Origin of the sequence: Hymenobacter aranciens (assembly GCF_030580865.1) — a bacterium.
GTDB lineage: Bacteria > Bacteroidota > Bacteroidia > Cytophagales > Hymenobacteraceae > Hymenobacter > Hymenobacter aranciens.
The window spans coordinates 96,431-109,632 of the sequence record NZ_JAUQSY010000001.1; the positions used below are offsets into that span (position 1 = coordinate 96,431).

7 protein-coding genes are annotated in these 13,202 nt (G+C 66.5%); 6 read left to right on the forward strand and 1 reads right to left on the reverse strand.

All coding sequences use genetic code 11. The annotated features are described in order from the left end of the window. The first annotated feature begins 3 nt into the window (after positions 1-3). From Q5H93_RS00335 to Q5H93_RS00355, 5 genes are all read left to right on the forward strand, one after another. Positions 4-342: a hypothetical protein gene (locus Q5H93_RS00335; protein ID WP_305004478.1), complete on the forward strand. Its 339-nt coding sequence runs from the start codon at positions 4-6 to the stop codon at positions 340-342. 31 nt (positions 343-373) lie between these two features. Further along, positions 374-4,294, forward strand: a complete 3,921-nt coding sequence (locus Q5H93_RS00340) for a beta strand repeat-containing protein (RefSeq protein ID WP_305004479.1) — start codon at positions 374-376, stop codon at positions 4,292-4,294. A 399-nt stretch (positions 4,295-4,693) separates the two neighbouring features. Beyond that, positions 4,694-8,338, forward strand: a complete 3,645-nt coding sequence (locus Q5H93_RS00345; RefSeq protein ID WP_305004480.1) for an FG-GAP-like repeat-containing protein — start codon at positions 4,694-4,696, stop codon at positions 8,336-8,338. Positions 8,339-8,677: 339 nt separating this feature from the next. Continuing rightward, positions 8,678-9,319, forward strand: a complete 642-nt coding sequence (locus Q5H93_RS00350) for a tetratricopeptide repeat protein (RefSeq protein WP_305004481.1) — start codon at positions 8,678-8,680, stop codon at positions 9,317-9,319. After that, complete coding sequence (locus tag Q5H93_RS00355) at positions 9,246-10,244, forward strand: sensor histidine kinase (RefSeq protein ID WP_305004482.1); 999 nt, start codon at positions 9,246-9,248, stop codon at positions 10,242-10,244. Before Q5H93_RS00350 ends, Q5H93_RS00355 begins: the two co-directional genes overlap by 74 nt. 50 nt (positions 10,245-10,294) lie before the next feature. Here Q5H93_RS00355 and Q5H93_RS00360 read toward each other — a convergent pair whose 3' ends face one another. After that, a complete protein-coding gene (locus tag Q5H93_RS00360) occupies positions 10,295-10,981 on the reverse strand; it encodes a LuxR C-terminal-related transcriptional regulator (RefSeq protein ID WP_305004483.1) in 687 nt (228 codons plus the stop codon). Positions 10,982-11,447: 466 nt separating this feature from the next. Between Q5H93_RS00360 and recJ the strand changes: the two genes are divergently transcribed. Beyond that, on the forward strand, positions 11,448-13,187 hold the full coding sequence (gene recJ, locus Q5H93_RS00365; protein WP_305004484.1) for a single-stranded-DNA-specific exonuclease RecJ: 1,740 nt from the start codon (positions 11,448-11,450) through the stop codon (positions 13,185-13,187). Positions 13,188-13,202: the final 15 nt, after the last annotated feature.

A 13,202-nucleotide genomic window follows, 5' to 3' on the forward strand; every position in this document is an offset into this window, starting at 1 on the left:
CGAATGAGCAAGGCCCGCTTCCACCCGGAGGCGGGCCTTTTGCGTGGGGCACGGCAGCGGCGCGCTGCTGCTGGTGCGCAATGCCACGGCCTACGTGGGGCACTACGTGGTGGATTTGAGCTAACGACCCGCCTGCTGCCGGGCTGCTTGCCCGATGACCACCTGGATAAGACCTGCCACAGCAGCCTCATCGCTCTTGATGAGGCTGCTGTGGCACGTACCGGCGTGCGTACGCCGGCCATTCCGACTCTTGTAAACCAGCATCTATCTTTGCGCCATTCTGGTTGTTTATTTTCACTTTTTCATCGCATCAAATTGGGCAATAGCATGGCTGCTGAATAGACCGCCTGCTGCTGCTGGTACCAAAATCTCTATGAAACACCTTTTCTCTTATGTGGGTAGCATAGTCCTGGCTCATTTAGGCCGGGCGTTAGTGGCCAGTTTGTGGCTGGCTTTGCTGCCGACGCTGGCGCTGGCGCAGACCCCCACCTTTACCGATGCTGTGAGCTTTAATCCAACGCGGAATAGCGGTTCGTCGCTCTGCTATAAGATGACGGCCGACGCCGCTGGAAACCAATACGTAGTTGGGAACTTTACCAATACCTTAGTGTTAGGCAGCATCGTATTGACCGCTGCTGGAAACGAGGACATTTTCGTGGCGAAGCGTAGTGGTAGCACCGGCGCATGGCTGTGGGCAACGAAGGTGGACGGTAATGGTTACGAGATAGGGTACAGTATCGCCCTGGACGGTAATGATAACGTCATCATAGGAGGATATTTTTCCAACACGGCCAGATTTGGCCCGATTGTCCTGACTTCGGCCAGTAGCCTCAATATGTTCGTCGCGAAGCTCTCAGGCACTACGGGTACTTGGACATGGGCCGTAAACGCAGAAAGTACCGATGGTAGCCTTACCTACGGCGTGGGGGTGGATGCCACCAACAATGTGTATGTGACGGGGCAATTCGGAGGCGCCCTTCCCTTCGCCACCAGCCCTACGGCTACTGTGCTGACGTCGGCAGGCAGCAATGATGGCTTTGTAGCTAAATTTGATGGCAACACCGGAGCCTGCACCTGGGCGGTGCGGTTTGGCGGTAGTACTCGGGATTTTGGCTATGCCGTCGTCGCAGACAGCAATGGGGATGCTATCGTAACGGGCGGCTTTGGTAGTACGGCCAGCTTTGGTGCTTTTAACCAAACCTCAGCTGGTGAGGGTGACATCTTTCTGGCCCGGTTTGGGGCGGCCACCGGTGCCTGCGCGTGGGTGGTGCAAGCCGGAGGCAGCGGCAACGATGCGGGCTATGCGGTGGCCAAAGATGGCAATGGTAGCGTGTTGATTACGGGAGGAATTAGCAGCACGGCTACGTTCGCTACCAGCCCGGCTGCTACCAGCCTCACTTCGGCGGGCGGCACCGATATCTTCGTGGCTAAATACGCGATTGCCACCGGCGCGTGCGCTTGGGCTAACCGGGCCGGAGGCCCTGGCGACGAACTGGGGGCATCAGTAGCAGCAGATGGTAGTGGCAATGCGGTACTGACCGGCTATTTTAACAATACCATCAGCTTTCCCACCAGTCCGGCACCTACCGCTTTAACCTCGGCTGGTGCAGGCGATGCATGCGTGGCTCGGTTTGGCGCGGCTACCGGCACTTGTACCTGGGCAGTGCGGGCCGGTGGCAGTGGCATTGATGAGGGTTCGGCAGTAGCAGTAGTGGCCTCTGGCGACGTGCTGGTAGCAGGTACTTTCCGTATAAGAGCTACTTTCGGTAGCCAAACCTTACTAGGTAGCACGGGAGCCGACCAGGCCGGGAACACCGGCTACATAGCCAGGCTGACGTTGCCCTGCACTGCCCCCGTGGCCCAGGCCCAGAACGTGACGCTAGCCCTGGCCGCCAACGGCACGGCCACGCTCACGCCCGCCCAGGTCAACAACGGCAGCACCGCCAGCTGCGGCTTTGCCAGCGGCGGCGGTTTGAGCCTCTCGCGCACCAGCTTTGGCTGCGCCGACGTGGGCACCCCGGCCACCGTCACCCTCACCGTGACCGATGCCAACGGGGCCACCAGCACCGCCACCGCCACCATCACCGTGACGGCCGCGCCCACTGCCACCCTCACCAGCCTGAGCCCCAACCCAGCCGCGCCGGGCAGTACCGTAACGGCCACCGGCACCAACCTGGCCGGGGCCACCGCCCTCACCGTGAACGGCGCTGCGGCTACTATCACCGGCCTGTCGGCCACCGGCTTCACTTTTGTGGTGCCCGCCGGGGCCGCTGCCAGTGGCAACGTGGTACTGACCCTGCCGTGCAGCCAAAGCCTGAGCCAGCCGTTTGCGGCCGCCTACCCCTCACTGGTCATCAGCACCACGCAGACCGTGGCGGCCGGCACCTACCAGGACATCACGGTGCAGAGCGGCGGCCGGGCCCTGCTCGCCGGCAATATCACCGTGCTGGGCACCACGCAGGTGCAGGCCGGCGGCCTCTTGCAAACCATTGGCAGCGGCACCTGCGCCGTCATCGGCGGCTCGGGCAGCTTCGTGCTGGAGGCGGGCGCGCAGCTCAGCATCTGCTCGGCGGGGGGCATCAGCGCCAGCGGCAACACCGGCAACGTGCAGGTGACGGGCACGCGCAGCTTCTCGACGGATGCCAACTACGTGTACGACGGCCCCTCGGCGCAGAGCACCGGCAGCGGCCTGCCCGCCACCGTGCGCAACCTGACCTCGACCAAGAACAGCAACCTGACCCTCTCGCAGGCCCTGGCCATCCGCCAGGTACTCACGCTCAACGCGGGCAGCCTCATCCTCAACAGCCAGGCCCTGACGCTGCTCTCCGACGCCAGCGGCACGGCCCTGGTGGCCAACCTGGGCAGCGGCGTCGTGTCGGGCACCAGCGTGACGGTGCAGCGCTACATCGACCCTACGCTGAACCCCGGGCTGGGCTACCGCCACCTCAGCGCCCCCACGACGGGCCAGACCATCGGCTCCTTCGCCTCGGGCGGCACCGCGCAGGTGGCGAACCCGGCCTATAACACCTCGGCCACCCCGAACCTGGTGACACCTTTCCCCACCGTGTTCTACTACGACCAGAGCCGCCTGGCTACCTCGCCCGCCACCAGCCTGTCGGCCTTCGACAAGGGCTGGGCCTCGCCCGGCAGCCTGAGCGCCGCCGCGAACCTGGCCACGCAGGGCTTCACGGTGCAGCTGCCGGGCGCCAGCACGCTCAGCTTCACCGGGCAAGTGGGCAACAGCACTGGGTTCATCCAGTTGCAGCGCGCCAGCGGGGCCACGGCGGCCGATGCTGGCTGGAACTTCCTCGGCAACCCCTACCCCTCGCCGCTGGACCTGAGCACCATTCAGGCCAGCCAGCGCACCAACCTGGACGCGGCCGTGTACGTGTGGGAAAGCACCAGCCAGTATGGCGGGCAGTACCGTAGCTACGTGAACAGCGTGGGCAGCGGCAACCCGCTCGTGGGCGTCGCCCAGGCCTTCTGGATGCGCGTCAGCCAGGGCCAGACGTTCGGCCAGCTTGACCTCAGTAACACGAACCGCGTGACCAGCTACACCCGGCAGGCGCCCGTACGCCGGGGCGCGGCCGACCAGCGCCCCCAGCTCACGCTGGCCCTGGCCGGCGGCGGCCTCTCGGATGACCTCACGCTCTACGCCCAGGCCGGGGCCACGGCCGGCTTCGACGGCTCGTATGACGCCGCCAAGCTGCCCAACCCCCACGGCCTGAACCTGGCCGCTGTAGCCGCTACCGGCGAGGCCCTGGCCATCGACGGCCGCGCCGCCTTTGCCACGGCCACGGCCATCCCGCTGACGGTGGGCGTGCCCGCGCCGGGCGCCTACTCCCTCACGGCCGCCGCCCTCAGCAACCTGCCCGCCAGCACCCGCGCCGAGCTGGTCGATACCCAGACCAACACCCGCACCGCGCTGACGGCCGGCACCAGCTACACCTTCACCATGAGCAGCACCACCGCTCCCGGCCGCTTCTGGCTGAACCTGACGCCCGCCGCTGCGCCGCTGAGCACGGCCGCCGGCGCGCTGGCCGCCCAGGCGCTGGTGTACCCCAACCCGGCGCACGAGCAGTTCACGCTGCTGCTGCCCGCGGTGGCGGGCGCCTCGCAGGCCACGGCCACGCTGCTCAATGCGCTGGGCCAGGTGGTGAGCACCCGCACGCTGGCGCTATCAGCTTGTGGAGCTACGGCCACTTACGCCACGGCCGGGCTGGCGGCGGGCGTGTACGCCCTGCGCCTGCAGGCCGGGAAGGAAACGGCTACCCTGCGCGTGGTGGTGGAATAACCACCCTTTACAGGCTCCAAAAGGCCCGCCTCCGACCCGGAGGCGGGCCTTTTGCATAGTAGCCGGGCAGGTAGCGAGTGGACCTTGGGGCAATACAGGCGCCAAGGACTTCACATAAAAAAAATGCGGCCTATACCCTGTTTAGGCTACACGCTGGATTTTTTTAAGGGCAAACTCACCCGATACTTTTGCCAGCACGAACAACTTGCGCGGTGCCGGATGGCTAAGCTGCTGATTGCGTGAGGCGGGATAAGCCTGGTGTTGTATCCCTGCGCCTGGCCTGCCACGAGGGCCGGCCCGCAATCGGTGGGGCAGGCCTGGCGGTGCCACCGGGGGCGGGTCGTTCGTTGCTGCCAGCTACTTGTACGCTTTTCACTTCATCCCTTCACTTCGAAGCCTATGAACAACCTCTCTTCTCTGCTGAAAGCCAGCACCCCCGCCCTGACCGGGCTCCTGCTGCTGCCGCTGGCCGGCCAGGCCCAGCTCAACGTGAGCAGCCGTACGCCGGCCCGCAACGCCATTGCCGCCCCGCGCAGCAGCGACGTGACCCTCACCTTCGACCAGGCACTGGATGCCACCACGGCCGGCAACGTGCGCGTGTTCTCGGCGCAGCGCGGCGGGCAACTGGTGCGCGGCGGCAACGCCACGGCCAGCGGCAGCACCCTCACGGTGGCCCCGGCCAACGACTTCCAGGCGGGCGAAAACGTGCAGGTGACGGTGCCCGCCACCGTGCTCAGCGGCACGAGCGTGGCGGCCAGCAAGCAGGTCTACCAGTTTACGGCGGCGGCCACGGGCGGCTCGGGCACCTTCGTGGCCCCGGCCACCGAGCCCAACCTCGCTACGGCCAGTGCCACGGCCTCGGTGGTAGCCGCCGATGTGAACGGCGACGGCCGCCTCGACATTCTGGCGGCCAACGTGGGCGGCGGCGCTAACTCGGTGACGGTGCGCCTCAACAACGGCGACGGCACCTACGCCACCAGCACCGTGAGCATCGGCATCGCGGCCCTGGTGATGACGGTGGCCGACGTGAACGGCGATGGCGCCCTCGACCTGCTGGTGGCCAACGGTGCTTCGACCGGTCTGGTAGCCGTGCGGCTCAACGACGGCAGCGGCAGCTTCTCGGGCACGACCAACGTGCCCGTCGGCAACACGCCCCAGTCGGTAGCAGCGGCCGACCTGGATGGCGACGGCGACCTCGACCTGCTGGCGGGCAACTATGCTGGTAGTAGCGTCAGCGTGCGGTTCAACGATGGCACCGGGGGCTTCTCGGGCCAAGCCGTTCCGGCCAACAACGTAGCGGTGGGCGGCCTGCCGCAGTCGGTAGTGGCCGCCGATATGAACGGCGACGGGGCCCTCGACATCCTGACGGCCAACCGGGGAGCAGCCACGGTGTCGGTGCGCCTCAACGACGGCAACGGCAGCTTCCCCACTATCATCGCCGTGCCCGTGGGCAACCTACCCTACGCGGTAGTGGCGGTGGATGTGGATGGCAATGGCACCCGCGACATTGCCACCAGCAACTTCGGTGGTGGCAGCAATCCGGGCTTTGTGTCGGTGCGGTTCAACGATGGCAGCGGCACTTTTACGGGCGATGCCGACCCCGCTAACACCATTACCGTGGGCGTGCAGCCCTACTCGCTAACGGCGGGGGATATAGACGGTGATGGCGACTTCGACCTGCTCACGGCCAACGGTGGGAGCGCCACCGTATCGGTGCTGCGCAACAGCAGCAGCGGCAGCTTCGCGGCCGGCACTGCCGTAGCCATCGGGGGCACCCGCACCGTAGTGACCGCCGATGTAGATGGCGACGGCGACCTCGACCTGCTTACGGCCAGTAATGCCGCCTCGGTAGCGGTGCGCCTGAACCAGGCGGCCGCGCCCACCCTCACCAGCCTCTCGCCCACGAGCGGCCCGGTAGGCGCCAGCATCATCCTCACGGGCACCGGCTTCACCAGCACCAGCACCGTCAGCTTCAACGGCACGGCCGCTACCAGCGTCACCTTCACCTCGGCCACCAGCCTCACGGCCGTGGTGCCCACCGGCGCCACCACTGGCAACGTGACCGTGACCACCGTCGGTGGCACCACCAGCGGCGTGAGCTTCACCGTGACGGCCATTCCCTCGCTGGTCATCAGCACCCCGCAGAACGTAGCACCGGGCACCTACCAGAACATCACGGTGCAGAACGGCGGCAGCGCCCTCCTGCAAGGCGACATCACAGTGCTGGGCACGCTGCAAGTGCAGGCCGGCGGCCGGGTGCAAACCATCTACAACAGCGGCGCGGGCTGCGCCACCATCAGCGGCTCGGGCAACTTCGTGCTCGAAGCCAACAGCCAAATCAGCATTTGCTCGCCTGACGGCATCAGCGCCAGCGGAGCCACCGGCAGCGTGCAGGTGACGGGCACGCGCACCTTCTCGCCCCAGGCTTTCTACTTATACGACCGGCCCGGCTCGCAAATCACCGGCGCGGGCCTGCCCGCCGAAGTGGCCTACCTAAGCAAAGCCGATACGGGCACGCTCACGCTCTCGCAGGCGGTGGCCGTGCGGCGGGCAGTGGAGATATTCAACGCCGGGGGCATTGCCACCAACGGCCAGGCCCTGACGCTGCTCTCGGATGCCAACGGCACGGCTCTCTTGGCCAACTACAGCACCGGCCAGGTCACGGGCAACGTGACCGTGCAGCGCTACATCGACGGCAGCCAGAACGCAGGCCTGGGCTACCGCCACTTGGCCGTCCCCGTAGATGGACAAACGGTGGCTGCCTTCGCCTCGGGCGGCACGGCCCAGGTAGTGAATGATGCCTATAACACGGCTACCACGCCAGGCCTGGTGACGCCTTTCCCCACGGTGTACCGGTATAGTGTCGACCAGGTGGCCCTCTCGCCTGCTACGAGCGTATCGGACTTCGATAAAGGCTGGATATCGCCCGCCAGCCTGACGGACAACGTAGCGCAAGGCAATGGCCGGACCGTGCAGCTGCCCGGGGCCAGCACCCTGAGCTTCACCGGGGCCGCCTTCCAGACGGCCACGACCCTTGGCACCAATCGGCCGACCGCCGCCGGTACCGCCGACTGGATTTTCTTCGGTAACCCCTACGCCTCGCCGCTGGATTTCAGCACCGTGCAGGCCAGCCAGCGTACCAACCTCGACGCGGCGGTGTACGTGTTCGAAAGCAGCAGCCAGTACGGCGGCGGCTTCCGCAGCTACGTCAACGGCGTAGGCGGCAACGCGCTGGTGGGCAGCAGCCAGGGCTTCTGGGTGCGCATGACCCCCGGCCAGACCACGGCCAGCCTCGCCCTCACCAACGCCAACCGCGTGACGAGCTTCTCCCGGCAAGCGCCCGTGCGCCGCAGCGCGGCCGATGTGCGCCCGCAGCTCACGCTGGCCCTGGCCGGTAACAACCTCTCGGACGACCTCACGCTCTACGCCGAAGCCGGCGCCACCGCCGGCGTCGATGCTGCCTTCGACGCGGCCAAGATGCCGAACTCGCACGGCCTGAACCTAGCCGCGCTGGCGGCGGGTGGCGAAGCCCTGGCCATCGACGGCCGGGCCGACTTCGCTACGGCCACGGCCGTGCCGCTGACGGTGGGCGTGCCCGCGCTGGGCGCGTACGCTTTCACGGCCACCGCGCTGGCCAATCTGCCCGCCGGCACCCGCGCCGAGCTGGCCGATAACCTGACCAACACCCGCACGGTGCTGACGGCCGGAGCCAGCTACGCCTTCACGATGAGCAGCTTCACCGCGCCCGGCCGCTTCTGGCTGAACCTGATGCCCGCCGCCGCGCCGCTGGCCTCGGCCAACGCGGCTTTGGAAGCCCAGGTGCTGGCCTACCCCAACCCCGCCCACGGCCAGCTCACGGTGCTGCGCCCGGCCGCCAAAGTGGCCACCGCCGAGCTGCTCAACAGCCTGGGCCAGCGCGTGCGCTCGCTCGCGCTGCCCACGGCCGAAACGGTGGTGAACCTGCACGGCCTGGCGGCTGGGGTGTACACCCTGCGCCTGACGCTCGACGGCCAGCCCGTCGCCAAGCGCGTGGTGGTGGAATAAGCGGGTTTGACTGCTTGAAGCACAGGTCCATTTCCCGGCTAGGGAGGTGGGCCTGTTGCATAAGTAAGCTTCCTGCAATTGAGTTTTATTCTAAATAAGCGCAATAACCGCTTGGTTGACGACAGAGTTACTGAGTAGTTTTATGGTTGAGCTTCCCCAAATATCTTTTCTGCGTCACGCATGGCCCAGCAATTACCTGCTTCCTCCGAAATACTAGCCCCGCCCGCCAACCAGCAGCTCATTGCCGGTCTGGGCGCGGTCCACCTGGGTGCTGATGGCCCTGGGCATGCTGGGCGTAGGCCTGAGCAACCATCTCAACACATGTTATTTCACTTGCCCATGTCTACTTTCTTTGTCCGCCTCGGTTGCTGGGTGTTGTTGCTGGCCGGCAGTTTCCAGGCCTGGAGCCAGGGGGCGGGGAAAAACTATCGGCACGGTCCCAACGACAGTCTACTTGCCCAGCTCAAGCGGCCCAGCACCCCCGACACCATGCGGGTGCTGCTGCTGAGCCAGCTCGGGGCGCTGGCTTCGAGAACCGACCTGGCCGCCGCCAAGGGCTACGGCGAGCAGGCCATTGCCCTGGGCCAACGCATCGGCTACCGCAAGCACGAAGCCAAGAACCTGAGCAACCTGGCCGCTATGTACTATAACAGCGGCAATTATCCTGCTGCCCAACGCTACTTCACGGCCTCCATAGTTCTCGCCAAGCAGCAGAAGCTACCGACCACCATCGGCTTTGGGTACGTGGGCCTGGCCAACGTGGCCTCGGCCCTGGGCGACCACCGCCGGGCCCTGCAACACTTTGAGGAAGCCCGCCAGTATTTCGTAACCGACCAGCCAAACCAGGCCGCAGCGCAAGGGCAGATGCTGATTCTTGGCAATATGGCCAATGAGTACGTGGACCTGAATGATTTACCGGAACACGCACCGCCTGCCACTGGCCCGGCAACACGCCCTCGTGAGCCTGCAAATGGCCCGTAAGCTGGGCGACCCGGACCGGGAAGCATTGGCGCTGCAGACGCTGGCCGAAATTATGCACGCGCAGGGGCAGGTTGCGGCCTTCGACACGCTCACCCGCTACCTGGCCATCCACGACACCATCCTGTCGCACGAGCGCGTGGAGGCCGTCGTGGCCGCCCAGGCCCGCTACGACCTGGCCGGCGAGAAGGCCCGCCGCCAGCTGGCGCAGCAGCGCGGCGAGCTGGACCGCCTGCGCTACCGCCAGTACCTGGCCGGGGGCGCGGGCCTCGGCCTGCTGGCCCTGGTGCTGACCGGGGCCGGCGTGTGGCGCTACCGCCGGCAGCGCGAGCAGGCCCTGCGGGCCGAGCTGGCCGCCGAGCTGCACGACGAGCTGGGCAGCATGCTCACCCGCGTCACGCTACGGGCCGAGCTGCTCGAAGCCCGCCACAGCAGCCCGCAGCTGCTGGCCCTGGTGCAGGAAAGCCGCACGGCCGCCGCCACCGTGCGCGACATCATCTGGAGCGTCGATACCACCGCCGACACCGTCGAGGCGCTGCTCGACCGCCTGCGGGCCACCGTGGAAGTCATCCGCCGCGATACCGAGCAGGAGCTGCAGCTGCAGCTGGCGCTGCCCGATTCGTTGCTAGCCGCCCGCCTGCGTGCCACCGTGCGCCAGCAGGTCTACCTGATTGGCCGAGAGGGCCTCACCAATGCGCTGCGGCACGGCCGGCGCCACGGCCTGCTGGCCATCAGCCTGCAGCTTGATGCTAAAGAGCTGCTACTACGCATCGAAAACGAAACCCGCACCGAGGTAGCCGGCCCCAACGGCCAGGGCCTGCGGAGTATGCAAACGCGGGCCGCCGCCGTGGGCGGCACGCTGCAGGCGGGCCCGCAGCCCGAGGGCCGCTGGCAGGTGCTGCTGCGCGTGCCCAAGCCGTTGGCGTGAGCATAATAGAACGTCATGCAGAGCGTAGCGAAGCATGACGTTCTATTATACTACATCTTCCCCTGCGCGTAGCGGCTCAGCAGTTCGGCGCGGCTGTTTACCTGCAGCTTCTTGTAAATGCGGCGCACGTGGATGTGCACCGTGGCGTAGGCAATGTCGAGCCGGGCGGCCACTTGTTTTTCGCTCAGGCCATCAACCAGACCCTGCAGCACCTGGCGCTCCCGCTCGCTCAGCAAATCGGGCTGCTGAGCGAGGGAGGGAGTGAAGTACGCCAGCACCTTGCCCGCGATAGCCGGACTGATGGCAATACCGCCGCGGGCCACTTCGAGCAGCGCTTGGCGGTAGGCGGGCAGGGGCGTGGCGCTTTTCACCACGTAGCCTGCCGCCCCGGCGCGCAGGGCCTGAAACACGGTGTCGGCGTTGTCGTGCATGGTTTGCACCAGCACTTTGGTATCGGGCAGGCGCTCCTGCAGGCGGGGCAGGGCGGCCAGGCCGCTTTGGCCGGGGAGGCTAAGGTCGAGCAGCAGCAGCTGCGGGGGCAGGCCCAGTTCCAGCTCGCGCCACAGCTCCTCCACCGAGCCCACGGCCATGGCAAAGCTGAACTCCTCGCAGTCAAATAGGTAGTCGCACAACAGCGAACGCACGGTCAGGTCGTCTTCAACGATGGCCAATCGTAGCGGAAACGTCACGGGAGGAGGGGCGTCGGCCCCGAGCAGCGGAGGAGTGACAGCAGACATGGGGAGGTAATGAATGAGGATGCAAAGGTGCCCCCGCCATCTCATAAACCCATTATCAACCCTGTAGCCTAAACAGGGTAGGGCAGGCAGAAATATGTTGATGATACCGATGGCGCGGGCCTCTGGCCCGTGCCTACTACCTGCGGGCCTCTGGCCCGCCCGCTAGCACGACTCATGCACGTATCGTTCTGCCATCGCGGGCCAGAGGCCCGCAGGTAATCGGCACGGGGCTGGAGCCCCGCGCCATCAGCACATCTACTTAAAAAACACAAACAGCAGCCCCAGCACCACGATGAACACGAGGTACATCAGCCCATCGGTGCCAATGTACTGACGGTATTGCTGGTAAAACTCGCGAAGCTTGCGCATGAGCGGGAAAGATGGCCGGATGGTAACCCAAAGGTAAACTCCGGGCCGCCGCCCGGGGTTTAATCCGTACTTTTGAAGCTATTTCGACATCATCCGTATGCCCTTATCCACAGCCAAGCGCTGGAATTACTTACCGTCTGCCAACCCTGCCCAGCTGCACGACCTCCTCGAGGCCCTGCCCATGAGCCCGGAAGTGGCCGAGCTGCTCGTGCAGCGCGGCGTTGATACCCCCGCCGCCGCCGCCGAATTTTTTCAGCCCGACCTCCAGCGCCTGCCCGACCCCCTGCTGATGCGCGACATGGACCGCGCCGTGACGCGCCTCGCCCAGGCCCTCGCCGACGGCGAGAAAGTGCTGGTGCTCGGCGACTACGACGTCGACGGCATCACCTCCGTGGCCATGGTGATGAGCTACCTCACGCCGCTCTTCGGCGTAGAGCGCCTGCGCGACTACATCCCCGACCGCTACACCGAGGGTTACGGCATCTCGCTGAAGGCAATTGACTTCGCCGCCGACAACAGCTTCGCCCTCATCGTGGCGCTCGACTGCGGCGTAAAGGCCCTCGAGCAGGTGGCCTACGCCGCCAGCCGCGGCGTCGACTTCATCATCTGCGACCACCACCTGCCCGGCGACGAGCTGCCCGCCGCCGTGGCCGTGCTCGACCCCAAGCGCCAGGACTGCGAGTATCCCTACAAGGAGCTCAGCGGCTGCGGCGTGGGCTTCAAGCTGATGCAGGCGCTGGGCCAGCGCCTGGGCCTGCCAGCCGCGCGCCTCTACGCCCTGCTCGACCTCGTGACGGTGAGCATCGCGGCCGACATCGTGCCCATCACCGGCGAAAACCGGGTGCTGGCCGCCTACGGCCTGCGCCGCTTCAACGAGGAGGCCGACCAACTGCGCCCCGGCCTGGCCGCCCTGCGCGAGCTGGCCACGTTGCGCGAAGGACCGCTGGGCATCAGCAGCCTCATCTTCGGCTTTGCGCCGCGCATCAACGCCGCCGGGCGCATGGGCGACGCCCGCCGCGCCGTGGCCATGCTGCTGGCTCCCGACCAGCAGGAGGCCCGCTACACCGCCGAAGTGGTGGACCAGATGAACCGCGAGCGCCGCGGCTCCGACCAGCACACCACCCAGGAGGCGCTCGACCTCATCGCCGCCAGCCCCACCCTGCGCGATGCCGCCGCCACCGTGCTCTACAAGGCCGACTGGCACCAGGGCGTGCTCGGCATCGTGGCCTCCCGCTGCCTCGACCAGTACTACCGCCCCACCGTCATCCTGACCATGCGCGACGGCAAGGCCACCGGCTCGGCCCGCTCGGTGGCGGGCTTCGATATACACACGGCCCTCGAAACCTGTGCCCCGCTGCTGGAGCAGTTCGGTGGCCACCGCGCCGCCGCCGGCCTGACGCTGAAGGTGGAAAACGTGCCCGCCTTCCAGCAGCGCTTCGAGGAAGTGGTGGCCGCCACCCTCACCACCGAGCAGCTGGTGCGCCCCGTCGATATAGCCCTCACGCTGCCGCTCAGCCACATCACCGAGCAGTTCTACACCGAGCTGCACCGCATGGAGCCCTTCGGCCCCGGCAACCCCAACCCGGTATTTGCCTCGCAGCGGGTGCTGGCCGTGCCCGGCAGCGCCCGCGTAGTGGGCCAGAACCATTTGAAGCTGCGCATCATCCCCGCCGACGAGACGGGGCCGGTGCTGGACGCCATTGGCTTCGGCCTGGCCGACTACCTGCCGCAGATTAACGAAGGCCAGCCGTTTGACGTGTGCTACACGGTAGAGATGAACGAGTACCGGGGCATCCGCACCGTGCAGCTGCGGCTGCTGGATGTGAAGTGGGAGTAGGGTAGGAGGGCGGCC

Coding starts and splice junctions, on each gene's coding strand:
- Q5H93_RS00340 (WP_305004479.1), top strand. CDS start 374: ATGAAACACCTTTTCTCTTATGTGGGTAGCATAGTCCTGGCTCATTTA.
- Q5H93_RS00355 (WP_305004482.1), top strand. CDS start 9,246: ATGATTTACCGGAACACGCACCGCCTGCCACTGGCCCGGCAACACGCC.
- recJ (WP_305004484.1), top strand. CDS start 11,448: ATGCCCTTATCCACAGCCAAGCGCTGGAATTACTTACCGTCTGCCAAC.
- Q5H93_RS00360 (WP_305004483.1), bottom strand. CDS start 10,981: ATGTCTGCTGTCACTCCTCCGCTGCTCGGGGCCGACGCCCCTCCTCCC.
- Q5H93_RS00345 (WP_305004480.1), top strand. CDS start 4,694: ATGAACAACCTCTCTTCTCTGCTGAAAGCCAGCACCCCCGCCCTGACC.
- Q5H93_RS00350 (WP_305004481.1), top strand. CDS start 8,678: ATGTCTACTTTCTTTGTCCGCCTCGGTTGCTGGGTGTTGTTGCTGGCC.
- Q5H93_RS00335 (WP_305004478.1), top strand. CDS start 4: ATGAGCAAGGCCCGCTTCCACCCGGAGGCGGGCCTTTTGCGTGGGGCA.